Annotated in this window: 21 protein-coding genes; 16 read left to right on the forward strand and 5 right to left on the reverse strand. The window is 68.9% G+C overall.

All coding sequences use genetic code 11. The features are described from left to right. Window positions 1-11: 11 nt before the first annotated feature. The 6 genes from ACZF5Y_RS02960 (at window position 12) to ACZF5Y_RS02985 (ending at window position 5,815) form a co-directional block, all read left to right on the forward strand. Window positions 12-962: an ABC transporter permease gene (locus ACZF5Y_RS02960; RefSeq protein ID WP_497534339.1), complete on the forward strand. Its 951-nt coding sequence runs from the start codon at window positions 12-14 to the stop codon at window positions 960-962. Next, the gene (locus tag ACZF5Y_RS02965; RefSeq protein ID WP_497534340.1) at window positions 959-1,900 is read left to right on the forward strand and encodes an ABC transporter permease; all 942 of its coding nucleotides are present in this window, start codon (window positions 959-961) and stop codon (window positions 1,898-1,900) included. Before ACZF5Y_RS02960 ends, ACZF5Y_RS02965 begins: the two co-directional genes overlap by 4 nt. After that, window positions 1,900-2,772, forward strand: coding sequence for an ABC transporter ATP-binding protein (locus ACZF5Y_RS02970; protein ID WP_497534341.1), 873 nt, complete (start codon window positions 1,900-1,902; stop codon window positions 2,770-2,772). The genes ACZF5Y_RS02965 and ACZF5Y_RS02970 overlap by 1 nt, the downstream gene beginning before the upstream one ends. Further along, window positions 2,769-3,629, forward strand: coding sequence for an ABC transporter ATP-binding protein (locus tag ACZF5Y_RS02975; RefSeq protein ID WP_497534342.1), 861 nt, complete (start codon window positions 2,769-2,771; stop codon window positions 3,627-3,629). The genes ACZF5Y_RS02970 and ACZF5Y_RS02975 overlap by 4 nt, the downstream gene beginning before the upstream one ends. 82 nt (window positions 3,630-3,711) lie before the next feature. Then, window positions 3,712-4,776 (forward strand): C45 family autoproteolytic acyltransferase/hydrolase, encoded by a 1,065-nt coding sequence (locus tag ACZF5Y_RS02980; protein ID WP_497534343.1) that lies wholly within the window; start codon window positions 3,712-3,714, stop codon window positions 4,774-4,776. Window positions 4,777-5,158: 382 nt separating this feature from the next. After that, window positions 5,159-5,815 carry an FMN-binding negative transcriptional regulator gene (locus tag ACZF5Y_RS02985; RefSeq protein ID WP_497534344.1) on the forward strand — a complete coding sequence of 219 codons (657 nt, stop codon included), beginning with the start codon at window positions 5,159-5,161 and terminating at the stop codon, window positions 5,813-5,815. Between the two features lie 10 nt (window positions 5,816-5,825). Here ACZF5Y_RS02985 and ACZF5Y_RS02990 read toward each other — a convergent pair whose 3' ends face one another. Then, complete coding sequence (locus ACZF5Y_RS02990) at window positions 5,826-6,845, reverse strand: LacI family DNA-binding transcriptional regulator (RefSeq protein WP_497534345.1); 1,020 nt, start codon at window positions 6,843-6,845, stop codon at window positions 5,826-5,828. 214 nt (window positions 6,846-7,059) lie between these two features. Here ACZF5Y_RS02990 and ACZF5Y_RS02995 point away from each other — a divergent pair, with 214 nt between their 5' ends. Genes ACZF5Y_RS02995 through ACZF5Y_RS03025 form a run of 7 tightly spaced genes read left to right on the forward strand, consistent with a single transcriptional unit; the run spans window position 7,060 to window position 14,384 of the window. After that, window positions 7,060-8,700, forward strand: coding sequence for an ABC transporter substrate-binding protein (locus tag ACZF5Y_RS02995; RefSeq protein WP_497534346.1), 1,641 nt, complete (start codon window positions 7,060-7,062; stop codon window positions 8,698-8,700). 6 nt (window positions 8,701-8,706) lie between these two features. Next, window positions 8,707-9,678, forward strand: coding sequence for an ABC transporter permease (locus ACZF5Y_RS03000; RefSeq protein ID WP_497534347.1), 972 nt, complete (start codon window positions 8,707-8,709; stop codon window positions 9,676-9,678). Beyond that, window positions 9,675-10,547 (forward strand): ABC transporter permease, encoded by an 873-nt coding sequence (locus ACZF5Y_RS03005; RefSeq protein ID WP_497534348.1) that lies wholly within the window; start codon window positions 9,675-9,677, stop codon window positions 10,545-10,547. Before ACZF5Y_RS03000 ends, ACZF5Y_RS03005 begins: the two co-directional genes overlap by 4 nt. Next, on the forward strand, window positions 10,544-11,365 hold the full coding sequence (locus ACZF5Y_RS03010) for an ABC transporter ATP-binding protein (RefSeq protein WP_497534349.1): 822 nt from the start codon (window positions 10,544-10,546) through the stop codon (window positions 11,363-11,365). The genes ACZF5Y_RS03005 and ACZF5Y_RS03010 overlap by 4 nt, the downstream gene beginning before the upstream one ends. Further along, on the forward strand, window positions 11,362-12,135 hold the full coding sequence (locus ACZF5Y_RS03015; protein ID WP_497534350.1) for an ATP-binding cassette domain-containing protein: 774 nt from the start codon (window positions 11,362-11,364) through the stop codon (window positions 12,133-12,135). The genes ACZF5Y_RS03010 and ACZF5Y_RS03015 overlap by 4 nt, the downstream gene beginning before the upstream one ends. Beyond that, the gene (locus ACZF5Y_RS03020) at window positions 12,132-13,223 is read left to right on the forward strand and encodes an endo-type 6-aminohexanoate oligomer hydrolase (protein WP_497534351.1); all 1,092 of its coding nucleotides are present in this window, start codon (window positions 12,132-12,134) and stop codon (window positions 13,221-13,223) included. The genes ACZF5Y_RS03015 and ACZF5Y_RS03020 overlap by 4 nt, the downstream gene beginning before the upstream one ends. 12 nt (window positions 13,224-13,235) lie before the next feature. Continuing rightward, window positions 13,236-14,384, forward strand: coding sequence for a C45 family autoproteolytic acyltransferase/hydrolase (locus tag ACZF5Y_RS03025; RefSeq protein ID WP_497534352.1), 1,149 nt, complete (start codon window positions 13,236-13,238; stop codon window positions 14,382-14,384). 250 nt (window positions 14,385-14,634) lie between these two features. Here ACZF5Y_RS03025 and ACZF5Y_RS03030 read toward each other — a convergent pair whose 3' ends face one another. Further along, on the reverse strand, window positions 14,635-16,275 hold the full coding sequence (locus ACZF5Y_RS03030) for an amidohydrolase (RefSeq protein ID WP_497534353.1): 1,641 nt from the start codon (window positions 16,273-16,275) through the stop codon (window positions 14,635-14,637). A 37-nt stretch (window positions 16,276-16,312) separates the two neighbouring features. Continuing rightward, entirely contained in the window at window positions 16,313-17,596 is a 1,284-nt protein-coding gene (locus ACZF5Y_RS03035) for an MFS transporter (protein ID WP_497534354.1), read from the reverse strand. Window positions 17,597-17,746: 150 nt separating this feature from the next. Between ACZF5Y_RS03035 and ACZF5Y_RS03040 the strand changes: the two genes are divergently transcribed. Continuing rightward, window positions 17,747-18,697 carry a LacI family DNA-binding transcriptional regulator gene (locus tag ACZF5Y_RS03040; protein ID WP_497534355.1) on the forward strand — a complete coding sequence of 317 codons (951 nt, stop codon included), beginning with the start codon at window positions 17,747-17,749 and terminating at the stop codon, window positions 18,695-18,697. Window positions 18,698-18,904: 207 nt separating this feature from the next. On the opposite strand, the gene ACZF5Y_RS03045 is transcribed toward ACZF5Y_RS03040, so the two are convergent. Next, entirely contained in the window at window positions 18,905-19,981 is a 1,077-nt protein-coding gene (locus tag ACZF5Y_RS03045) for an LLM class flavin-dependent oxidoreductase (RefSeq protein ID WP_497534356.1), read from the reverse strand. A 38-nt stretch (window positions 19,982-20,019) separates the two neighbouring features. Continuing rightward, window positions 20,020-20,397 (reverse strand): DUF2568 domain-containing protein, encoded by a 378-nt coding sequence (locus ACZF5Y_RS03050; RefSeq protein WP_497534357.1) that lies wholly within the window; start codon window positions 20,395-20,397, stop codon window positions 20,020-20,022. Between the two features lie 167 nt (window positions 20,398-20,564). Here ACZF5Y_RS03050 and ACZF5Y_RS03055 point away from each other — a divergent pair, with 167 nt between their 5' ends. After that, the gene (locus tag ACZF5Y_RS03055) at window positions 20,565-21,848 is read left to right on the forward strand and encodes an amidohydrolase family protein (protein ID WP_497534358.1); all 1,284 of its coding nucleotides are present in this window, start codon (window positions 20,565-20,567) and stop codon (window positions 21,846-21,848) included. Beyond that, window positions 21,845-23,422 carry an ABC transporter substrate-binding protein gene (locus tag ACZF5Y_RS03060; RefSeq protein ID WP_497534359.1) on the forward strand — a complete coding sequence of 526 codons (1,578 nt, stop codon included), beginning with the start codon at window positions 21,845-21,847 and terminating at the stop codon, window positions 23,420-23,422. The genes ACZF5Y_RS03055 and ACZF5Y_RS03060 overlap by 4 nt, the downstream gene beginning before the upstream one ends. Window positions 23,423-23,436: the final 14 nt, after the last annotated feature.

Genomic DNA, 23,436 nt, shown 5'->3' on the forward strand with positions numbered 1-23,436 from the left:
AGGGATCGTCCATGACCTACGTCCTCAAACGGCTCGGGGCGCTGCTCGCAGTGCTCGTCGTGTCGAGCTTCATCGTGTTCTCCGGCATGTATCTCGCGCCGGGCAGCCCGGAGCAGTTCCTCGTGCAGGGCCGCACGGTCAGCCCCGAAGTGCTCGCGTCCATCCGGGCGCAGTACGGCTTGGACGATCCCTTCCTGGTGCGCTACTGGCACTGGCTCATCGATGTGCTGCAGGGTGATCTCGGGCGTTCCCTGATTACCCAGCAAGACGTGACGACCCTCGTCGCGTCGCGCATCCCCACCACGCTGTTCCTCGCCGGCTTCGCAGCGCTGCTGATCATCGTGTTCGGGATCGGCCTCGGCGTGCTCGCCGCCACCCGATCGGGAGTGTTTGAGAAGCTCGTGGTGTTCGGTTCGAACCTCGGGTTCGCCGTGCCCACCTTCTTCGCCGCGCTCGTGCTCATGTTCCTCTTCGGTTCGAACCTGGGATGGTTCCCCGTCTCCGGTTCGGGTGAGGGGTTCCTCGGTAGGCTGTGGCACCTGACGCTGCCGGCCATCGCGCTCGCCTTCCCCGGAATCGCGGTGGTCGCGCGGATCACCCGAACCGCGGTGCGGGAGGAGCAGGGTTCGGAGCACGTGATCATGGCGATCGCGCGCGGCGTACCCAAGCAGCTGGTGCTGTGGCGCCACACGATCCGCAACTCGATGCTGCCCGTCACCACGGTCATCGGCACGCAGGTCGCGGGCCTGCTGGCCAGCGCTTTCGTCATCGAGTACGCGTTCACCCTCGACGGCATCGGCTCACTGCTCGTGAACTCGGTGCAGAAGAAGGATTTCGCCGTGGTGCAGGCGATCGCGCTCATCATGGTGCTGGCCTTCGGCATCATCAACCTCATCGTCGATCTGCTCTACTCGGTGATCGACCCGCGAGTCCGCCTCAGCAAGGGAGTGTCGGCACGATGACTCAGCAGCCACCGACCCGCGAGCCGGGCACGCAGACGAACACCCGCGCCCAGAACACGGTCGCCGTGCAATTGCTGCGCAAGCAGCGGAACGCGGTGCCGACCTCGGGCTGGCGCCTCTTGGCGCGACGCCTCGGTCCGATCGGCATCGTCAGCCTCGCGATCATCGTGCTGGTGATCCTCATGGCGATTCTCGCCCCGGTCATTGCGCCGTACGATCCGTTCGCCGGCACCGTGACCTCGCGCCATGAGGCCTGGAGCCTCGCACACCTGATGGGCACCGATCAGTCGGGTCGCGACATCCTGTCGCGCATCATCTGGGGCGCACGCACCAGCCTCATCGGGCCGACGATCGTGATCGTCGTGACGGCCGTGCTCGCCACGGTGCTTGCACTCACCGCCGTCTGGTTCGGTGGCAAGGTCGACGCGCTGATCAGCCGCGTGCTCGACATCCTGTTCGCGTTCCCGAACATGCTGCTCGCCATTCTCGCGGTCGCGATCTTCGGCCCGTCGATCCTCACCGCATCGCTCGCGCTCGCCATCGGTTACGTGCCCTACTCGGCCCGCGTGATCCGCTCGGTCGCCCTCCGCGAGCGCAACCTGCCCTACGTCGCCTCGGCGCAGCTGCAGGGGATCTCCGGATTCCTCATCACGGTGCGACACATCCTGCCGAACGTGCGCACCCAGATTCTCACCGGCATGACCATCAACTTCGGGTACGCGATGATCGAGCTCGCGGCACTGTCGTTCCTCGGTCTCGGCGTGCAGCCACCCACCCCCGACTGGGGCCTCATGGTCTCGAACGGGCAGGCATCGCTGCAGCAGGGGTACTGGGAGCAGAGCATCTTCGCCGGTCTCGCCATCGTCATCACCGTCGCCGCCTTCGGATACGTCGGCGAGCAACTCGGCGGCCGTCGCGCCGCAGGAAGGACGCGCTGATGCTGCAGATCGACGCGCTCACGCTCACCGTCACCGACCCCGATACCGGGGAACGCACCGAGATTCTCCATGGCAACTCGTTCTCGCTCGCGCAGGGCGAGGCGCTCGGACTCGTCGGCGAATCGGGGTCGGGCAAGTCGATGACGCTGAAGTGCATACTCGGCATCGAGCCTTCTGGGGCCGAGGTCGGCGGCTCGATCACGATCGACGGCACCGACCTTCTGGCGACCCAGGGCGAGGCGCTGCGGCGCATCCGCGCGAACGATCTCGCGCTCATCGCCCAGAATCCGCACGGCGCGCTGAACCCCGTGCTGCCCGTGGGCCGTTACCTCGTCGAGGGGATGAGCGATGCCCGATCGCTCCCCGCCGCGCAGGCGCGCGAGCGAGCCGCCGACCTGCTGCGCCAAGTCGGCATCGCCGACACCGACCGCGTGCTCCGCTCGTACCCGCACCAGCTCTCGGGCGGCATGCTGCAGCGCGTCGTGATCGCGGGCGCGATCTCGGGCGAGCCGAAACTGCTGCTCGCCGACGAGCCGACCACGGCGCTCGATGTGACCACGCAGGCCGAGGTGGTCGCGATTCTCGACGAGATGCGGCGCGAGCACGGCCTCTCCATGATCTTCGTGACGCACGACCTCGACCTCGCCGCCGCGGTCTGCGATCGGCTCGCGGTGATGAAAGACGGGGAGATCCTCGAGATCGGCACCCCCGACGAGATTCGGGATCACCCGCGCACCGATTACACTCGCGCGCTCATGTCGGCACGCCCGCAGCTGTATCCGCCCGGGCACCCGACCGCGGCGCCCGGGTCGACCCCGGCGTCGGCGCCGAATCCCGCCATCCCCGCGAGCGAAACGGAGGACCGCGCATGAACGCCACCGCGGCTGATTCCCCGAGTGCCGCACCGGCGGCCACCCCGATCATCGAAGTCGAGCATCTCTCGCGCACCTTCCACCTGGGACGCCGTGCGAGCGTTGCCGCGCTCGACGACGTCTCATGCGCGCTGCGCCCGGGCACCTGTCTCGCGGTCGTCGGCGAGTCAGGATCGGGCAAATCCACGCTCGCCCGCGTCGTGGTCGGGCTCGAATCCGCCGACTCGGGCGCCGTGCGTATCGACGGCACCGACGTCGCCCCGACCACCGCGCGCCGTGCGCTGCGCGAACGGGCGAAGCTCGTGCAGATGGTGTTCCAAGATCCGCAGGGATCGCTCAATCGGTCGCTGCCTGTTTCGGCGACGATCGACGAGATGCTGCGCGCCCATCGCCCCGACCTCGACCGCGCCGGTCGCCGAGCCCGGCTGCTCGAGCTCTTCGCCGAGGTCGGCCTCACCGAGCGCCATGCCGATGCGAAGCCTGTCGCGCTTTCGGGTGGACAGAAGCAGCGCGTCGCCATCGCCCGCGCGCTCGCCGCTGAGCCGCGCGTGATCGTGCTCGATGAGGCCGTCTCAGCGCTCGACGTCTCGGTGCAGGCGCAGGTGCTCGACCTGCTGAAGCGCCTCCGCGCCGAGCACGGGCTCTCGTACCTGTTCATCACGCACGACCTGTCAGTGGTGCGCGACATCGCCGACGACGTCGTGGTGATGCGCACTGGGCGCATCATCGAGCGCGGAACGGTCTCAGAGATTCTGGACGCTCCCCAGGACCCGTATACCCGACTGCTCATCGCCTCGGCACCGCGGCCCGGTTGGGTACCGCAACGCGGCCTGCGCGATGCGCTGCTCGGCGGCTAGCCGGATCCGCCACTCCACTCATCACACCCGTCGCGGTGCGCGACCACCGCGACACCCGCCTGCCACCCAGAAAGCACTCCGCATGAACGCCACACCCGACCGTCTCCACCTCGATGTCACCGGAGCGACCGCCCGTGAACGCGGAGCGCACCGCGGTGCGGCGCTGCGAGACACCCTCGCCGACGCGTACGCGAAATACGCCGAGCTGTTCCGCACGCTCGGCGTCAGCGAGGGTCTCGAGGCCTCGGGTGTGGAGCGCGTGGTCGCTGCTGTCGGGTCATGGCGCCCCGACCTGATCGAAGAGATGCGCGGCATCGCTCAGGCGGCCGAGGTGCCGTTCGCCGCGGTCGTCGCACTGAACGCCCGCACCGAGCTCATCGCGCTCGGCACCCACGGGGCGAGCGAGTGCTCGACGGTGACCGCGCAGATCGGCGGGCACCGGCTCGGCGTGCAGACGTGGGACTGGCACATCGAGCTCGACCCGTACTGGCACACGCAGCGGGTGTCGGGCGCAACGCACACCTACGTGGGACTCACCGAGCAGGGCATCCTGTCGAAGATCGGGGTGAACGACGCCGGGCTCGCGCTGCACTTCAACATTCTCGGTCACGAGGCAGACGGCCCCGACGGGGTGCCCATGCACCTGCTGTCGAGCGTCGTGCTCTCGGAGTGCGCGTCGGTCGACGAGGCCATCGCGCTCGTGCGCGCTGCCCCGATCGGCTCGTCGTCGTCGTTCACGCTGATCGACGGCGCCCGTGCCGTCTCCCTCGAGATCAGCCCCGTGGGCGTCTTCGAGATTGCGGAGGTGGCGGGGTCGGTGCAGCGCACCAACCACTTCCAGGCCAGCGAGCCCCTGACGGGCCAGAAGACCGCGCTGTACGAGCCCGATTCGTCGGAGCGCCTCGACCTCGTGCGCGAGCGGCTTGGGGACGGAACGCCGCAGTCATCGGCCGAGCTCGTGCGTCTGCTGCTCTCGGGCGAGGGGCAGCCGCCGCTCACCTGCGTGCCAGACATGTCGAAGGGGTACGGCGACCGTTGGGCGACGCTCGCCACGATCGTGACCGACCCCGATGTGCGCACCATCCGCATCTTCGACGGGATGCCGCCCGAGGCCGAGCACGGCGAGTGGCGGGTGCTCACCGCGTAAGGGAGGCGCCTGCCGCGGCGCGGTGATCCGGCATCACCCGCCTGCGCCTGTCGGCTTGGCTGCGCGTGTTGGCCTGGCTGCGCGTGTTGGCCTGGCTGCGCCGGTTGGCCTGGTTGCGCGTGTTGGTCTGGTTGCGCCGGTTTCCTGGCCGCGCTGATTTCCCAAACAGTGGAGATTCAGGGGATCGCGGACCGAATTGAGCGAAACGGTCCGTCAGTTCCTGAATCTCCGCGTTTCGGTGCACGCGTCGAGGCTGAGTCGCCGCATCGCTCCAGCTTGGACTGGCATAAATCGTTTTACTTCCCTAAGCTGGCGCACACACCGCAGTTTTCACGCTCAGGGTCGAGCCCAGTGCTCGCGCCCGACCGCAAGGAGTCGCCGCATGCACACCTACCCCAGCTATGTCGCACCGTCGGGGCGCGCAATCGCCGAGTTCGTTCGGGATCACCCCTTCGCCGTCGTCACCACGTCGACCGCGGGCGCACCGGTCGCCACGCACACGCCAGTCGTGTTTCCGCCCGGCGTCGGGCCGGGGGAGACCCTCGTAGGCACACGCCTGTGGGGTCACATCGGTCGCGCGAACGAGCACTGGAAGCGCTTCGCCGAGCAACCGGAGGTACTGCTGGTATTCGCCTCGTCGCACGCCTACGTCTCGCCCAGTGCATACGAGTTCACGCCGGCCGTGCCCACCCTCGACTACGCGACCGTCCATCTCACCGGGCGCGTGACCGTGCTCGAGGAGCCGGCCGAGAGCCTCGCGGTGGTCGAGCAGACCGTCGCGCAGCTCGAGGGCGCACGCGCGACGCCGTGGGACCCCTCCGCATCGACGCACGTGTTCGAGAAGATTCTCGCGGGCGTCGTCTCGTTCACTATCGATATCGAGACGGAGTCGGCGATGTTCAAGCTGAGCCAAGACATGCCGGCAGATGTGCATGCCCGCGTGCAGCGCGATCTGCGCGAGGGGGATCACCGCCACCCTGACGTGGCGGATCTCATGGGTGCGGTCGGCGTCACATGCCCTGAGGGCACGCGCGGCTAGCTTGACGAATTCAGCCGTCGCGGCGAGACGAGCGGCGCACGATGAGTTCCGACGGAACGAGTCGTCGCCCCTGGGGCGCCTCCCCCCGGGTGATTTGCGCGAGGAGCGAGACTGTTTCTCGGGCGAGGACCTCGGGTCTGAGATCGATCGCGGTGATCGGCGGCTCGGCAGTGCGGGTCTGGGCGGCGTCGGTGCCGCAGGCGAGGAGGTAGTGCGTGGGCGAGACGAGCCCGCGTTCGCGCAGCGCTTCTTGAATGCCCGCCGCGTGACGCCCGGTGAGCGAGTAGATCGCGTCGGGGGCGCCGCCGTCGAGCAGTGCGGGCACGAGGTCGCGGCCGCCCGTTTCGCCGAGCCCCTCCGGGCTGCGGAAGAGTCGCGGTTCCAGGTTCCGCTCGGCGCACCAGGTCAGGTACACCGCTTCGGCATCGGCGTTCCAGGAGTTGTCATCGGTGCCGCCCACGAAGGCGACGCTGCGCGCTCCCTCGGCGGCGAGGTGGTCGAGGGCGAGGCGCGTTGCCGAAGCATCGTCGGAGGCGACCCAGTTCGCGGCGTCGGGCCGGCCGAGGTCGCGGCCGAGCGTCACGTACGGAATGCCGCGGCTTTCGAGCAGATCGACCACGGGGTCGTCGCGCACCGGGTCGGTGACGACGTAGCCGTCGAGCGAAAACGCGAGGGGGGTGACCGGCCCCTTGACCAGGTCGGCAACCTGCATCAGGCTGAGCCCGTGGTCGAGCGCGCTGACGGCGGCCGCGCCCGAGAAGCGGAGAAAGTAGTCGACGCCGGGCGGGCTGTAATTCGCGAGCGCGTCGAGTGGGCGCAGCACGATGCCGATCACGCCGATCGGGGATCGCCGAAGCCCGCGCGCGAGCGCGTCTGCCTGGTATCCCATCTCGAGGGCGACCCGCTGCACGCGTGCCCGGGTCTCGTCCGAGAGGGTGCCCTTGTCGTTCAGCGCGTGCGAGACCGCGGTGATCGAGACCCCCGCGCGTGCGGCGACGTCCTTGATCGTGACGTTGCGGCGACCGGCCATGCTTCCTCCTTGCGATCCGCTCACGACACTAGCGCGAATTCGGGGCACAAATCGATTAATGCGCGTTCGATGACAATTCGGTTACGAGATTGCATAAAACGATTTGTGTCTGTACGTTGATGACCCAGGACGCTCCGCATCGCTGCGTCGTCCCGGCGCAGCCGCACTGCAGCGGCCCGCGCTCGCCACAGTTGTCGAAGGAGTCAGAACGGTGATGAAACTCTCACGAACCCGAATGCGGGGAGCCGCCGGCGCCGCGCTCGCGCTGAGCCTGGCCTGTGTGCTCAGCTCGTGCGCCGCGCCCGAAGCCGGAGCCGGCCAGTCCGAGCAGGAGGAAGCGGCCCCCGGGTTCCTCGCCGTCGCCGATGACGCGCTGACCGCACAGGGCGAGCTCACCGTGCAGCTCGACTACGACACGAGCGAGGCCGACGGGCTCGACCCCGCGACGGCGCAGACCGCCCGCTCGTGGAGCATCATGGGGCTGGTCTACGAGACGCTCGTCACCACCGACGAGAACTTCGAGATCCAGCCGCTGCTCGCCACCTCGTGGGAGCAGCCCGACGACACGACCTACGTCTTCACGATCGACACGGAGGCCACCTTCTCCAATGGTCGCGCAGTGACACCGGCCGACGTCGTGGGCAGCCTGCAGCGCCAGGTGGACAGCCTGAGCGTATGGTCGGGGCAGATGGGTCCGGTCGAATCGATCACGGCGACCGGCGACGACCAGGTCACGGTCAAGCTGTCGAGCCCGTACGCGCCCTTCCTCGCGGCACTCGCCAACACGCCCGCGGCGATCCTGCCCATGCAAGAGGTGACCGACGGCAGCCTCGATCTGAAGACGACGATGCTTGGCACCGGCCCCTACGTGGTCGGTGATCACCGGCAAGACGAGTCGTGGACGTTCACCGCGAACCCTGACTGGCACGGCGGTGACGACCTCGCGGTGCAGACGCTCGACCTGCAGATCGTCGATCAAGAGACGACGCGTCAGGCTGCGCTCCGCGAGGGCAGCGCCGGGCTCGCGAACTTCGTGAGCATCGACGCGTTGACACAGCTCGGCGATGCGAGCAACGTCAACGTCGTCAACCAGACCCAGAGCGACTTCTACTACCTCAACGTGAACTCGCAGGTGGCCGATTCGCCGCTACAAGATCAAGATGTGCGGTTCGCGATCAACACCGCGATCGATCGCCAGGCCATTGCCGACATCGTGTTCGCCGGGCAGACGAGCCCGACCGGCGTCACCCCGTCGAATCTGCCGGGAGCGTGCGCGGTCGACGGTTTGCCCTCCGAGCAGGCGACCATCGATGATGCGAAGCAGATCATCGAGCAGTCGGGCGCCGGTGACACGAAGCTGAGCCTGCTCGTCTACACGTCTGAGCCCGTCATGGGCCAGATCGCCCAGCTCGTGCAGCAGCAGCTCGCCGAGATCGGGGTCACCGTCGAGATCGAGCAATACGACACGGCGACCTACAACGCCCGGGTCTTCACCGCGCAGCCCGGCGACTTCGACCTCTCCCTCGGCTGGTTCGCCGGCTACGTCGACCCGTCGATGGTGACCAAGTGGTGGAACCCCGAGCAGGCGGGCTTCAACGTCGGCTTCACGGGCGTGCACGACGATCTGAACCAGCTGATCCAGCGCGGGGCCGAGACCACCGACGCCGACGAGCGCGCCGAGGTACTCACCGACCTCTGCGCCACCGCCGACGAGTACTCCGAGATCGTGCCGCTGGTGCACCGGCCCTCGATCATCGGGTACGACACCGCGAGCGTGAGCCCCACCATTCAGAGCAATGAGGGCTACGGCGACATCCTCCGCAACATCGCGGAGTACCGGATCGCGGGCGAGTAATCGCGCATGCTGCAGACACTTCGTTGGTCCGCCGGGCGGGTGGTGAGCGCGCTCATCACCCTGCTCGGCGTGTCCATCCTGATCTTCGCCGCCGTGCGGCTCATGCCGGGCAGCTACGAGGACATCATCTTGGGCCCGCTTGCTTCGCCCGAGGAGCGCGCGGCTCTCGCCGCGGCGTACGGGTTGGATCAGCCCATCGTGATCCAGTACTTCTCCTGGATCGGGCAGATCGTCACCGGCGACCTCGGCACGTCTTTCGTGACTCAGAATCCCGTCGTCGACGAACTCGCGAAGCGCATTCCCGTGACCTCGTTGCTGACGGTCATGGCGCTCGTCATCACACTACTCATCGGCATTCCGCTCGGCGTGTGGACGGGGGTGCGATCCGGGGCCAAACAGGGCGGAGCGGTTGGCCGCCTGGTGTCCGGCATCGGCATCAGTGTGCCCGAGTTCGTACTCGGCAGCGTCGTCGTCTTCGTGTTCTCGCGACTCGCACTCGGCATCCAGGTCGGCGGGTTCTCGAACATCGGCACGGGGTTCGGCCCGACCTTCCGCGCCCTCCTGCTCCCAGCAATCGTGCTGTCGGTGTTCTGCGTCGCCGCCTCGGCGCGCACGACTCGTGACGCCGTCATGAACGTGCTCGTCGAGCCGCACATCGCCGCGGCGGTGGCGCGAGGGGAGACGCCCTGGCACATCGTGCGGCACCACGTGATCCGCAACGCGGGTATTCCGATCCTGACCTTGCTCGCCACCATCACCGCGTATCTGCTCGGCGGAGCCGTGATCGTCGAGACGATTTTCAACGTGCCCGGTCTCGGCTCGTTCATGGTGACGGGCCTCGACCGGCGCGACTTCGCCGTCGTGCAGGCGTCCGTGCTCTTCGCGGCCACGGTGTTCATCGTGGTCAGCCTCGTGCTCGACCTCATCACCAGCGCGCTCGATCCGCGCGTCGCCGTCACCGGGAAGGCCAGCTCATGACGACCTATTCGCTGCCGCTCGTGCGGCGCAAGCGACCGGCGGCCCAGCGACCGCCGCGCGACGCGCTCTTCGTCACCGCGGTCACGGCACTCGCCCTGATCGTCGGCGTCGCCATCGTCGCGGCCGTGGTGCCGTTCGCCGGCGAGCCCGCCAAGATCGTGGGTCCGCGCCTCAGCCCGCCCTCGACCGCGTACCTGCTCGGCACCGACGCGCTCGGTCGATCCGTGCTCGCCCGCTTGCTCGAGGGCATCGGCACGACCCTCGTGTTGTCGGCGATCGCGGTGCTGTGCACCGCCGTGATCAGCGTGCTGCTCGGCATGGTCGCCGGATACCTCGGCGGCTGGACTCGCGAGGGCGTCATGCGGTTCGTCGACGTGCTCTACTCGTTCCCGTCGATCGTGCTGGCGATCCTCATCGCTGCCGTCGTCGGCCCCGGGCAACTCGCCGCGCTCGCGAGTATCGTGCTCGTCACCGTGCCGCTCATGACGCGCATGGTCAGTGCCGCATCGATGGCCGTGGCGAAGCGCGACTTCGTCACGACCGCGAAGATCAGCGGGGTGTCTGCGCCGGTGATCCTGGTGCGGCACCTGCTGCCCAACATCAGCGGCACCATCGCGGTGCAGGGCACGTATGCGCTCTCCGTCGGCATTCTCGTCGAGGGCGGTCTGAGCTTCCTCGGGTACGGCGTGCAGCTGCCGCAGTCATCACTCGGCCTACTGATTCAGGAGGGCGCGAGCTACATGGTGCAGGCACCGTGGCTGCTCTTCGCCCCCGCGACGGTGCTGGTCGTCGCGATCCTCGCGATCAACCTCATCGGCGACACCCTGCGGGATCGACTCGATCCACGCGAGACGAGGAGCCTCGTATGACCGCGCACCATTCAGCCGTCTCGATCAGCGGCTTGAGCGCCGAATACCGCACCCGTCTCGGGGTCACGCGTGCGCTTGACGACGTCTCGCTCGACATCGCGCCTGGCGAGCTCGTGGCGATCGTCGGGGAATCGGGCTCGGGCAAATCGACGGTGTCGCAGGCTATCGGGCGCCTACTGCCGCGCGCCTGCCACATTACCGCGGGCACGGTCAGCGTGCTCGGCCAAGATCTCGCGGCACTCGGCGCCGACGCGATCCGCACGGTGCGACGGGAGTCGCTCGGGTTCATTCCGCAGGATCCCATCGCCTCGCTCGACCCCACCATGCGGGTGCAGCGCCAGCTCGAACTCGCACTCCGCCCGCTCGGCCGGCCCACCGATGCGGCATCACTGATCGCGCTGCTCGAGAGTGTCAAAATCCTCGAACCCGAGCGCGTGCTGCGGCTCTTGCCGCACGAAGTTTCGGGCGGCATGGCGCAGCGGATCGCCATCGCGTTGACCATGGCGCGCGAGCCGCAGATCCTCATTGCCGATGAGCCCACCGCCTCGCTCGATGCGCAGGTGCGCGACGAGATTCTCGATCTCATCGTCGGGTTCGTGCGGCGCAGTGGGGCGAGCCTGATCTGGATCAGCCACGACCTCGGAGCCGTGCGTCGCTGGTGCGATCGCGTCATCGTGATGCACCGCGGTGCCATCGTCGAGGCCGGCCCGACCGCGCGGGTGCTCGACGCCCCTGAAGCGGATTACACGAAAGTACTCGTCGCCGCGATCCCCGGCCGAGAGCGGCCGCAGCGCACCCGAACGGAGGAGACCCGATGACCGAATCACCGACGGGCCCCGTGCTTGAACTGAACGATGTGCGGGTCGAGTTCACCAGTGGTGCCGGAGCGAAGCGTCGCACCGTGCGGGCGATGAACGATGTCAGCCTGCACGTCGACCCGGGGGAGACGCTCGGCCTCGTGGGCGAGTCGGGATCGGGCAAGACGACCACTGCTGCCGTCGCCCTCGGCCTGCGTGCACCCGACCGTGGATCGGTCAGGCTGCTGGGTGCGCCGCTGACGCGTTCTCGCAAAGCCACCGAAGGCAAGATTCAGGCCGTGCTGCAGCACCCGCACTGGTCGCTGAACCCGCGTCGCCGCGTCGGCGAATCGGTGCGCGAGCCGCTCACCGTCGCCCGGCGCGATCTCGGACGCGAGCAGCAGCGCGCTCGCGTCGGGCAGATGCTCGAGCAGGTCGGGCTGAACCCCGACTTCGCCGACCGCTACCCGCACGAGCTCTCGGGCGGCCAGCGCCAGCGCGTCTCCGTCGCCCGCGCCCTCATCACCGAGCCCCGCTTCATTGTGTTCGACGAGGCGGTCAGCGCGCTCGACGTCGCGGTGCAGCTGCAGATCCTCTCGCTCGTGCGCGAACTGCAGCAGGAGCACCAGTTCGGCGCCCTCTTCATCTCGCACGACCTCGGCGCCGTCGAGCGCGTCGCCGACCGCGTCGCGGTGCTGTTCCGGGGCGACCTCGTCGAGACCGCCCCCACCGCGGAGTTCTTCGCGGCCCCCGCACATCCCTATTCACAACGACTTCTGGAGACCCTGTGACCACATTGCCCCAGCCCGGCACCCAGCACGCTTCCACCCACTCACTCGCCGACATCGACCCCGGTATCGCGATCACCCCCGAGCCCCGGCTCGCCGGTGCCCCCGTCTTCGGTGGCCCGGGCAACGCTGACTTCGCACTGCAGCCGGTGCGCAGCGAAGGGCGCGAGCGCCTGCACTTCGACTTTCCCGGGGTGCGCGTCGGGTCCGCCCACTATGAAGAGGGCCCGACGGGCGCGACGGTGATCCACCTCCCCGCCGGCGCGCGCACTGCAGTCGATGCGCGCGGTGGAGCGGTCGGTCTCGCCGGCGGGTACGACTTCAACCACGCGATCTGCCTCGCGGGCGGCTCCGTCTACGGGCTCGAGGCGGGGGCCGGCGTCGGCGATGCGCTGCTCGAGCGCTTCGAAAACCGCACCGGGTTCGCCGAACTGCAGCTCGTCTCGTCAGCGATCATCTATGACTTCTCGGCGCGTTCGACTTCTGTCTACCCCGACCGCGAGCTCGGCCGCGCCGCCCTCGACTGGGCGGTCGAAGGCGAGTTCGCGCAGGGGCGGGCCGGCGCAGGCATGAGCGCCTCGGCAGGCAAGGTCGATTGGGAGCGCACCGAGCTCACCGGGCAGGGGGCAGCCTTCCGGCAGATCGGCGACGTGCGCATTCTCGCCGTGGTCGTGCCCAACCCGGTCGGCGTGATCATGAACCGGGCGGGCGAGGTGGTGCGCGGCAACTACGACTCCGCCACCGGTGAACGGCGCCACCCGGTGTACGACTACGCCGAGGCGTTCGCCGAGCAGCGCGCCGCCGAGACCCAGGCGGGCAACACCACGATCAGTGCGCTCGTCACGAACGTGAAGATGAACACGGTCGAGCTGAACCAGTTTGCGAAGCAGGTGCACAGCTCCATGCATCGCGGCATCCAGCCGTTCCACACCGACATGGACGGCGACACTTTGTTCGCCGTGACCACCGATGAGATCGACTTGCCCGTCTCGCCGGCGACGTCACGCGGGCGGCTCTCCGTCAACGCGACGGCGCTCGGTGCGATCGCCTCGGAAGTCATGTGGGACGCGCTGCTCGAAGCGGCGAAGTAAGGAATCACCGCGTTGGACATCATCACCACCACTGTTTCCGGTCGCGGGCCTGCGGAGCGCGGCGCCGAGATCGGCGCGCGCTTCGCCGTCGAGATCCGCGAGTGCGTCGCCGGATACCTCGGGTTCTTCGAGATTCGCGGGGTCGACCAGGATCGCGTGCGCGAGATCGCGCTGAGCTGCTTTGCGGCGCTTGAAGCCTGGGCGCCGAACCTCGCGGTCGAACTCTCGGCGACCGCCGAGGCCGCGTCGGTACCGCTGTGGCAGCTGGCCGCGCTCAACGCCCGCACCGAGGTGCTCGCGGTCGTGGCGCCCGATACCGAGGGGGAATGCTCGACCGCGGTGTTCGCGCCGGGCGGGGCGGAGCTGCCCGAGACGATCCAGACCTGGGACTGGCACGCGCACCTCTGCCGAGTCGGGCTCATCATGTCGTATGTGCCGGATGTGCCGTATGTGCCGGATGTGCCGGATGTGCCGGCGCGCGGCGACGGCCAGGAAGTGGAGTCGGGTCGCCGCGTCGGTCGCGTGACAATGTTCACGGAGCTCGGCGTGCTTGGCAAGATCGGTGTCAACGATGCCGGCATCGGGGTGCACTTCAACATCCTGCATCATGCCAGCGACCGCGGGGTGAACGGGGTGCCCGTGCACGCGATTGCCCGTCGAGTGCTGGATGAAGCGACCACGGTCGATGAAGCCGAAGCGATCATCGCGTCGGCGCCGGCGAGCGCTTCGACGGTACTGACCGTTGTCGCGGCTGCCGATGCCGAGCACCGCGCCACCTGTTTCGAGATTTCGCCCGAGCGGGTCGCCGCCGTGCGGCCCGAAGCCGATGGGTGGCTCGTGCACACCAACAACTTCATTGCGGAGTCGCAACTCCCGGGGGAGGCGACGCGCGACAAGTCGACGACATACGTGCGTCTCGAGCACGTTCGTGCGCAGCGCGAACGCATGGTCGGTCTGCCGATGGAGCGTCGTGCTGCGGCGATGTGCGGCGCTGACGGTGCCGAGGCGCCGGTCTGCTTCCGCCCTGACGCCGCCGAGCCCCTCCATGAGCAGTGGACCACCCTGCTCACGGTCGGCTTCGACCTCGCCGCCGGGGCGCTCGAATACTTCCCGGGGGCACCCTCGGTGATGGCTCAGGAGGGCGCGCTCCGCTTCGGGTGAGGCGGAGGCGCTCTCGTCGGTTCACGCGCGGCTCCACCGGGCGGGCTCACCCGGGGCCACCCCGCGCCCACGCGGCGCCTTCACTCCAGTCAACTGCCTCTTCATATCGGCGGAGATTCACGGAATCGCGGACCAAATCGTCGAATTCGGTCCGCGATTCCGTGAATCTCCGCGAGGTGGGGCGTGTGCGGGCGGGTACGGGGCGTGTGTGTGCACGCGTGCACGCACACGCGTGCACGCACCCCGCACCTCACGCGCGGTGCGCGGGCGCCCCGTCGACGTAGGTGCCGACTACCCCGACCGTGGCGAGTTCGGTACCGTTGAGCGCGAGCGGGTCGGCGTCGAACACCGTGAACGCCGCGCGAGCGCCGGGGCGAATCACGCCCTCCTCGGCCGAGCCGATGGCGAGCGCCGCCTGCGAGGTATACCCCTCGAGCGCCTGGCGCACCGTCAGCGCCTGCTCCGGCTGGATCGGCGCGAGTTCCGGGCGGGCTACGGGGTGGCGCAGGATCGCCTCCGCCATCATCACCCGGGGGTCGTAGGGCGTGACCGGCCAGTCGCTGCCGAGTGCCAGCACCGCACCCGAATCGCGAATGTCGCGGCACCGCCAGCCGTGCGACGCACGCTCGTCACCGAGTCGCACCGACCAGTTGTCGCTGCGGTCGGCGCGCGTGTGGCGCGTGCCGTGAATCGGTTGCATGCTCGCTGCGACGCCGAGCTGCGCGAAGCGCGGCACGGTCGCGTCGGGGATGGTCTCGATGTGCTCGATGCGGTGCGCCGCCCGTTGCTCGATGTCGCCGAGTGATGCGATCGCGTCGAGTACGAAGGCGACGCCTTGATCGCCGATCGCGTGCGTGGCGGTGGCGATCCCGCGCTCTGCGAAGAAGCGGAGGGCGCGGCGGTACGCCTCGGGATCGGTCCAGATTGACCGCCGCCCCTGCCCGTAGCAGTCGGGCTCATGCAACCAGGCCGATCCGTTGTCGACCGTGCCGTCGATCATAAACTTGACGCCTTCGACGCGCCAGCGGCGGCCGTGCGTGCCCTGCAGTGCGGCGATCTCTGCGAGCGAGGCGTCGGTCGAACCCGGCAGTGCCATCGGCGAGAAGCGGAGCCGGATCGGCAGGTCGCCGCGGGCCTCCAGAATCTCGAGCACCTCGCGGCTGCCGGCGTGGAAATCCATCACGTGCGTGCCGGTGATGCCGGTCGACGCCATGCCGCGCAGCACGACTTCGAGACGATCGGCGAGATGCTCGTGCGACTCGACCGGAATCTGCTCGAGCACCAGATTCATTGCGGCGAGCTCGAGCAGGTAGCCGGTCGGTTCGCCTGAATCGTCGACGCCGACGGCCGACTCGTCGGGGAAGGTCTCGCGGCCGGTGATGCCCGATGCCGCGATGCCGGCACTGTTGATGACGGCGGAGTGCGCGTCGCGCATCCGCAGAAACGCGGGGTGGCCAATCGTCGCCTCGTCGAACAGCTTGCCGGTGAACCCGGCCTCGGTGAAGAGGTTCGGGTCGGTGCCCCAGCCGAAGATCCAGGATCCGGGGGCGGCGTCGGCGGCAGCGGCGGCGAGCCGAACCCGCGCCTCGCCGAGCGTGAGGTCGGTGAGCTCGACTCCCCGCGTGAGTTCGAGACCGAACACGATATGCGTGTGCCCGTCGACGAGACCGGGCACGACGGTGGCGCCGGGGTGCTCGTCGATGATGGTCGAGGCATCGACGTGCCGGGCGAGTTCGTCGCGCGTTCCGACGGCGAGCACTCGGCCGTCGCGCACGGCGATGGTCGTCGCCTCGCCGACCTCGGCGTCGGAGTCGAAGGTGTGCACGCGCTCGGCGACGACGAGACGGTCGGCGATGGTGATGGCGGGGTGGGCGGTCATGTGGCCGGTCATGCGGTTGGCTCCAGACGTGGGACGGTGAGTTGGTCGGTCACTGCTGCGCGGCGGAGGCGCCGGCGCGCGGCTCGGCCCCGGCCGCCGCAGCCTGCGCGACCGGCACGGCGGTGGTGTTGCCCTGCTCGAATTTGCGGTTGCGGCGGGCGATCACGAAGAGCGCTGCGGCGAAGAGCACGCTCGGCACGGTGACGACGATGGCGTACTGCAGTGGGGTGAGCACGCCGACGAGCTGGCCGCCGACCAGCGGGCCGAACGCGACGCCGCCGAGGTAGAAACCGGAGACGAGCACGGCTGTGCGGCCCGTGACGTCCATGCTCGCGGCGAGGCCGGTGAAGAGCACGAGGATGGCGCCGTACATCACGCCCCACACGAGGATGCCGACGATGTAGGCGGTCGGTGAGGTGCTCGTCACCATGATGAACTTCATGACCGTGCTGATGGCGATGATGCCGACGAGCGACCAGCTGCGCCCGAACCAGCGCAGCGCGACCGGGGCGAGTAGTGCGCCGACCAGGCCGCCGAGCACCTTGCCGGCGAGCAGCGCGCTGTTCGTTTCGGGGTCGATGCCCGACTGCTGCGCGAGCACGCTGGTCATCGAGTAGACCATGTCTTCGGTCAAGGACCAGAGCAGGATCGAGACGCCGAAGACGAGCGCGGCGGTGCCGATCGTGCGACGCACGCGGCCGTCAGCGGTCGAGATGGCTCCCGTTGCCTCGAGGGCGCTGGCGGGCAGGTTTGGCAGGCCGCCGGCGAGCAACAGGCCGAGCACGCCGAGCGCGGTGATCACGATCAGCACGGTGCGCAGGTCGTTGTGGAAGATGGGGGCGATCGCGAGCAGTGCTGCGGCGCCGAGGCGGTTGATCACCATGATGAGGGTGACGGTGCGATCGGGGTTGCGGGTCGATGCGGCCGCGGCCGTGCCGGTCGCGATCATGATGCCGGCACCGATGCCGCCCACGATGAGGCCGATCATCACGGTCGGGGTGGTGAGGATCGCCGACGGCAGACCATACCCGAGCACCATGAGCACGAGGCCGATGCGACCGAGCTTCGGCCGATCGGCGCGGGCGATGAATCGGTTCGTGACGAACATCGCGAGTGCGGAGCCGGCGGTCATGCCGGTGGCGAGTGCGCCCGCTGTGGCGATGTCGATGCCGAGATCCTTCAGCATCGCTGCGATGAGCACCGGCACGAGGTTCGCTGCCATGAGCGCGAATACCCAGGTGCCGACGAATCCGAATACGACTCGGCCGGTGAGTGCGGCGAGGCCGCTCGCCGGGGTCGCAGCGGTAGTGGCTGCGGGAGAATGGGCGGACATGGGACTCCTTCGTCTCGGTCAGGTGGTGCGGCCGCGCTCGAGGCTTCCGGCATGAAATGCGGGAACGTTCCCGCATTGCATTGAAGAATACGTCGGCGCGCGCCGATGCGCAAGCTCGAACCCCTGCGCGTCGTGCCTAGACTGGGCGTCATGGCGAAATCCGGGGTCACGATCATCGACATCGCCCGCGCGCTCGGCATCTCGAAGACGGCGGTGTCGGCCGCGCTGCACGGCAGCGGCCGAGTCTCGGACGCGACGCGCGATCGCGTGCTCACCGAAGCGCGGCGCATGGGGTACGTGTCGAACCGTGCGGCGCAGCGGTTGCGGGGCGGCCGCCACGGAGCGATCGGGTTGAGCGTGCCGGGTGATGTGCGGGAGCTCTCGTTCTACATGGAACTCGCATTCGGGGCGGCCTCCGCTGCGGCCGAAGCAGGGAGCGACCTGCTGCTGCTGGCCGATGCCCCGGTCGGCGCGAGGCGCCCGAGTCTCGACGGCGTCATCGTCGTCGACCCGACTCCGGCATCGTTCGGGCCGCTGGTCGAGCGCGTCGCCCAGGCCCCGATCATCACGGTCGGCGAGTACCGCGGCGACGACAGCGACCGCGTCGCCGCGTGGATCGCCGCCGATCACGCCTCGCTCGTCGGCGAAGTGCTCGACGGCATCGCCGCACAGGGCGCGCGTGCGCCGGCGCTGATCGGGTTGCCCGAGGATCGCGAACCCGCCTGGGCGCACGACGTCACCCGCGGATACACCGACTGGTGCGCCGCTCACGGTGCGACGTCGACCGTGCTGCGCTCGAGTCTCGACCCCGACGAAGACGACCTGCGCCGCACACTGCAGACCGCTCGAGAAGCGGGGTGCGACAGCGTGATCTGGGTCGCGCAGACCCTCGTGCTGCGGGCGCTCGCCGCAGAACCCGCCAGTGGGCTGATCATGGCGACCATGGCCGCAGAACCCGGCACACTCGGCGTCGTAGGGGTCGACCTGCGTGCGCGCGAGTACGGGCGGGCCGCCGCTCGGCTGCTCCTCGCGGTGCTCGAGGGTGAGATCCCACCCGGAACGCACGAGGTGCACGACGCCCGGGTGATCCTGCCCGCCTGACTTGGCCGACCGCGGCGCGAGCACCAGGTGCCCGCGCCTGCTGACCGCGCCTGTCGCCCGCGCGTGTCGCCTGCGCCCGCCAGCTCGTGGCAGGCCCCGCTCACCCCAAACAGCGGAGATTCGCCATATCGCGGACCAAATCGTCACATTCGGTCCGCGATTCGCTGAATTTCCGCGAGTTGGTGCCAGCGGGTGGGCGGGCGGACGCTAAGCGGCTTCTTCGGTGAGCAGCGCTCGCACGCGCGGGATCACCTCGCCGGCGTAGAGCTCGATGCTCTGCATGAGCTGGGCGTGCGGCATCGTGCCGTTCGCGTACTTGAGATCGAAGCGGTCGGCGCTCAGGGTGCGCACCGTCGCGGCGATCTTTTGGGCGACGGTCTCGGGCGATCCGACATACAGCGATCCGCTGTCGGCCTCGCGCTCGAACTCGGCGCGCGTCGTCGCCGGCCACCCGCGCTCGGCGCCGATGCGATTGCGGTTGGCCTCGAAGTGAGGCCACAGCTGATCGCGTGCCTCGGCGTCGGTCGCAGCGACATGCCCGGGGGAGTGCACGCCGAGCGGCATGGGATCGCGGTCGAGCTCCTGCTGCGCTTGCCGGTAGAGGTTCGCGAACGGCGCGAAGCGGGCGGGGTCGCCGCCGATGATCGCGAGCATCATTGGAATGCCGGTCTGCACCGAGCGCACGACCGATTCGGGGCTGCCGCCCACGCCGACCCAGGCGCGCACACCGTCTGGCTGCTCGGTCTTGGGGAAGACCTCTTGATCGACCAGCGCTGCACGGTGCTGGCCCGACCAGGTGATCGGCCCCTCGGTGCGCAGCTTCGTGAAGAGATCGAGCTTCTCGGTGAAGAGTGCTTCGTAGTCGCCTAACTCGTACCCGAAGAGCGGGAACGATTCGATGAACGATCCGCGGCCGAGCACGACTTCGGCTCGCCCCGAGCTGGCGGCGTCGAGTGTGGCGAACCGCTCGTAGACACGCACCGGATCATCGCTCGAGAGCACGGTCACGCCGGTGCCCAGCAGCATGCGCTCGGTGCGGCCCGCGATCGTCGCGAGCACGATTTCGGGGGAAGTGAGTGCGAAGTCGTCGCGGTGATGCTCGCCCAGGGTGATGGCGTCGACGCCGAGCCGATCGGCGAGCACGGCCTGCTCGACGACGTCGCGCAGCACCTGCGCGTGCGATGAGCGGCCGCCCGACGCATCGAGCGTGAGGTCGCCGAACGTATCGAGGCCGAGGATGAGCTGTTCGGGGGTGGCGCCGGCAACGGCGCGAAGCGGGGTCATGCCGGTGAGAACGCGGCGGAGCCCGTTGCTATTCCGTGTCAGACCGAGCGGCTCGAGCTGATGAACCCGACCGCGGCGCCGACGACCCCGAGGGCGACGGGCCACACCCAGAAGACGCCGATCGCGAGCAGGGCGGCGACCGCCGCCGCGAAGAGGCAGAGCTCGAAGAGGGCCTGGGCGAAGCGGTCGACGCGCAGCACCGGTCGAGGTGACAGGAAGAGCGCCCACAGCAGCACGCAGAGCGCGAGCAGGCCGAGGCCGGTGAAGATTCCGGGGAAGGGCAGCGGCCAAGCGAGGAAGCCCCAGACGGTGACGGTGACCACGGCCGCCAGCTGGAAGAGCCCACGAGCGAGGAGCAGGATCGGGCTCGGGGAGTGCGGGGCGTTCGGGGCAGCGTCTGGCGTACTACTGGTCACCGACCCAGTCTACCGGGGCCGACGCCGGGGCCGACGCGGGGGCCGACGTGCGCCCGCCTCAGGTGGTCTACGTCTTTGCGCGCAAACTGGTCTACTGCGCTCTCCCAGATTATCGTTACCCAGTGGACCACCCCGCGCATTCCCCCACTGACAGATCGGAGCCCGCCATGACCGCTCCGCTGCTGCGCGTGTTCACGGAGGCCGGCGGTTTCACCGCACCGATGCGCGTTTCGTGGGAGTCGGGTCGGTTCTCGCTCGGTGAGGCGGCGCATCGAGAATTCACCGGCTCGCAGATGAAGGTGGCGGATCGCCGGCTCGATGGCGCCTGGCTCCTTCCGGGGCTGGTCGACGCGCACGTCCACGCCGCGTGGCACGCCTTCGACGCCGCCGATCGCGCGTGCATCTCTCCCGTTGACACCCGGCGCCTCACTGCAGCGGGGCTCGACCGTACGGTGCGCGCCGGATTCACGAGCATGCGCGATGCCGGCGGTCTCGCCGTCGAGCCGCCAGACGCTCAGGCGCCGGATGGCACTCGCGCAGCTGACGGTGCGCTCGTGCGACCGCGGATCGCGCACTCCGTCGCCATGATCGACCGAGCGCGTGCCGATGCGGCGGGCGGCATCGGGGCGGCAGTCGATGCCGTGCTCGAATCTGGTGCGCGCTGGGTGAAGCTCGTTGCGACGGCCGGCGTCTCGGCCCCCGCGGGCGCCACGCTCGATGCGCACTTCACCGCGGACGAGTTCCGCATCGCGACCGATCGGGCGTCAGCGGTGGGAGCCGCCGTGATGGTGCACGCCTGGGGCGGCGCGGCGATCGACCGCGCGCTTGATGCCGGCGTCGCCAGCATCGAGCACGGCATGTACCTCACGCCTGACCAGGCGCGCCACGGTGCCGAGGTCGGGGCGACGTTCGTGCCGACGCTGCGCATCTACCGGCTCGTGCGCGAGATGATCGCGGACGGCACGTTGCCCGCGCAGTTCGCAGCGCGCGTCGACGACGCGATCGCCCGGCACCCAGCCGCTGTTCGCGCGGCTCGCGATGCGGGTTTCTCGATCGCGCTCGGTACCGACTTCGGCACCGTCGATCAGCACGGCACCAATCGACTCGAATTCGACGCGCTCGTCGACGCCGGCCTGGCGCCGCACGAAGCGCTGCTCGCGGCGACCCGCGGGGGTGCCGCGCTTCTCGCGCGTGCAGCGCACGAGGCGCCCGAGGTCGGTTCGAGCGGCCAACCACACGTCGCGCCGGGGGTGATCGCCGATGGTGCGGTCGCCGACGCGGTCGTGCTGCGCCGCGACCCGCGCGAGCCGGGCGCGCTCTCGGACTCCACCGCCATCGTCGGGGTGCTGCTCGCAGGGCGCTGGATCGATCCCGCGCCGCCGCCCGCTTCCGGTGCCGCATTGCCTCCACACTCGTCACCCCTCAGCCCCTCCGAAAGGACCCCTCTGTGACCACCACTCGCACTTCTCGCCGCCTCGGGCTCGCCGCGGCCGCGCTCAGCACCGCGCTGCTGCTCAGCGCGTGCGCCGGCGGCTCGACCACGACCGGTGGCACCGATGCCGCCGGCGATCCCGTCAGCGGCGGCACGCTCGAGTTCGGCCGCGTCGCTGCGGTGACCGATCTCGACCTCAACCAGCAGATCACCGCCAACAATGCGTTCGCGATCGACAAGATCTTCGAACCGCTCGTGAGTTTCGATGAGAACGGCAAGCTGATCCCTTGGCTGGCCGACTTCGACGCCTCAAGCGACGGCCTGACCTACACCTTCACACTGCGCGACGGGCTGCAATTCTCGAACGGCGACGCGGTCACTCCCGGCGACGTGGTGTTCTCGCTCGAGCGTCACCGGCAGGTCGGCGGTCCGCTGCCCCTCGAAGCGCCGATCGATGCGATCACGGCGACGGGTGATCACGAGGTCACCATTACTCTGACCTCCCCTTACACCCCGTTCCTCTCCGAACTCGCGAGCTTCTCGAACGGCATCTTCCCGAACAGCTTCGGCGGCGCGAGCGAGGCAGAATTCTTTGCGAAGCCGATCGGCACCGGTCCGTTCGTCGTCGACACGTGGGATCCGAATGGCGACCTCACGTTCGTCAAGAACGAGCACTACTGGCAGGAGGGCAAGCCCTACCTCGACAGGCTCGTCTACAGGCTCGTCACCGACGACACGCAGTTGCAGCAGCAGCTCACGGCGGGTCAGCTCGGCGCAATCGACGACGTGCCGGCCGCGAATGCCGCGCAGGTCGATTCGGCCGCGGGCACGACGCTGTCACAGACGACCGGATGGTCGACCGAGCAGGTGTTCTTCAACACGCAGCGCGAGCAGTTCGCCGACACGCACGTGCGGCGGGCGATCGCGATGGCGCTCGACCGCGACGGGATCACGCAGGCCACGACCTTCGGCACGGCCGAGGTCGCGAACGCGCTGCTGCCCCCGACGATCGTCGACTCGGCGAACGGCACCGTGCAGCCGCTCGAATTCGATGTCGACGCAGCGCGGAAGGAGCTCGCGAAGTCGAAGTACCCCGACGGCTTCTCGATCACGCTGTCGCTGGCGAGCGGTGATTCGCAGCGCGCGCAGATCGCTCAGATCGTGCAGGATTCGCTCGCGAAAATCGGCATCACCGTGGAGATCGAGCAGCTCGACATCGCCGTGTTCCGTGAGCGGTTCTTCGCCTACGACTTCGATTTCATGCTCAACAGCGGCCAGTCCGATGCGCCCGACCCGAATGGGTTCATCACGTTCCAGGCCGACCCCGACGGGTTCAGCAAGTCGTACTGGACCCACTACACCAATGATCGCGTGACGCAGTTGATGCAGCAGGGCCGCACGACTGCCGAGGGCGCCGACCGCACGGAGATCTACGCCGAGATCCAGCAGATCCTGGCCGATGACGTGCCCTACATTCCGCTCTTCTTCCCGTCGAATCTGAAGGCGACGCGCGATGACGTGCACGGCTTCACGGTGCTGCCGAACGGCAGTGTGCGGTTCCAAGACACCTGGGTCGACGCTGCGGCGCAATGACCGATCGGGCGGTG

It is taken from the genome of Leucobacter sp. WKLB1 (assembly GCF_059696215.1).

Coding starts and splice junctions, on each gene's coding strand:
- ACZF5Y_RS03015 (WP_497534350.1), top strand. CDS start 11,362: ATGACCGAATCACCGACGGGCCCCGTGCTTGAACTGAACGATGTGCGG.
- ACZF5Y_RS02980 (WP_497534343.1), top strand. CDS start 3,712: ATGAACGCCACACCCGACCGTCTCCACCTCGATGTCACCGGAGCGACC.
- ACZF5Y_RS02975 (WP_497534342.1), top strand. CDS start 2,769: ATGAACGCCACCGCGGCTGATTCCCCGAGTGCCGCACCGGCGGCCACC.
- ACZF5Y_RS03040 (WP_497534355.1), top strand. CDS start 17,747: ATGGCGAAATCCGGGGTCACGATCATCGACATCGCCCGCGCGCTCGGC.
- ACZF5Y_RS03005 (WP_497534348.1), top strand. CDS start 9,675: ATGACGACCTATTCGCTGCCGCTCGTGCGGCGCAAGCGACCGGCGGCC.
- ACZF5Y_RS03035 (WP_497534354.1), bottom strand. CDS start 17,596: ATGTCCGCCCATTCTCCCGCAGCCACTACCGCTGCGACCCCGGCGAGC.
- ACZF5Y_RS03000 (WP_497534347.1), top strand. CDS start 8,707: ATGCTGCAGACACTTCGTTGGTCCGCCGGGCGGGTGGTGAGCGCGCTC.
- ACZF5Y_RS03055 (WP_497534358.1), top strand. CDS start 20,565: ATGACCGCTCCGCTGCTGCGCGTGTTCACGGAGGCCGGCGGTTTCACC.
- ACZF5Y_RS02990 (WP_497534345.1), bottom strand. CDS start 6,845: ATGGCCGGTCGCCGCAACGTCACGATCAAGGACGTCGCCGCACGCGCG.
- ACZF5Y_RS03030 (WP_497534353.1), bottom strand. CDS start 16,275: ATGACCGGCCACATGACCGCCCACCCCGCCATCACCATCGCCGACCGT.
- ACZF5Y_RS02960 (WP_497534339.1), top strand. CDS start 12: ATGACCTACGTCCTCAAACGGCTCGGGGCGCTGCTCGCAGTGCTCGTC.
- ACZF5Y_RS02970 (WP_497534341.1), top strand. CDS start 1,900: ATGCTGCAGATCGACGCGCTCACGCTCACCGTCACCGACCCCGATACC.
- ACZF5Y_RS02965 (WP_497534340.1), top strand. CDS start 959: ATGACTCAGCAGCCACCGACCCGCGAGCCGGGCACGCAGACGAACACC.
- ACZF5Y_RS03010 (WP_497534349.1), top strand. CDS start 10,544: ATGACCGCGCACCATTCAGCCGTCTCGATCAGCGGCTTGAGCGCCGAA.
- ACZF5Y_RS02985 (WP_497534344.1), top strand. CDS start 5,159: ATGCACACCTACCCCAGCTATGTCGCACCGTCGGGGCGCGCAATCGCC.
- ACZF5Y_RS02995 (WP_497534346.1), top strand. CDS start 7,060: ATGAAACTCTCACGAACCCGAATGCGGGGAGCCGCCGGCGCCGCGCTC.
- ACZF5Y_RS03045 (WP_497534356.1), bottom strand. CDS start 19,981: ATGACCCCGCTTCGCGCCGTTGCCGGCGCCACCCCCGAACAGCTCATC.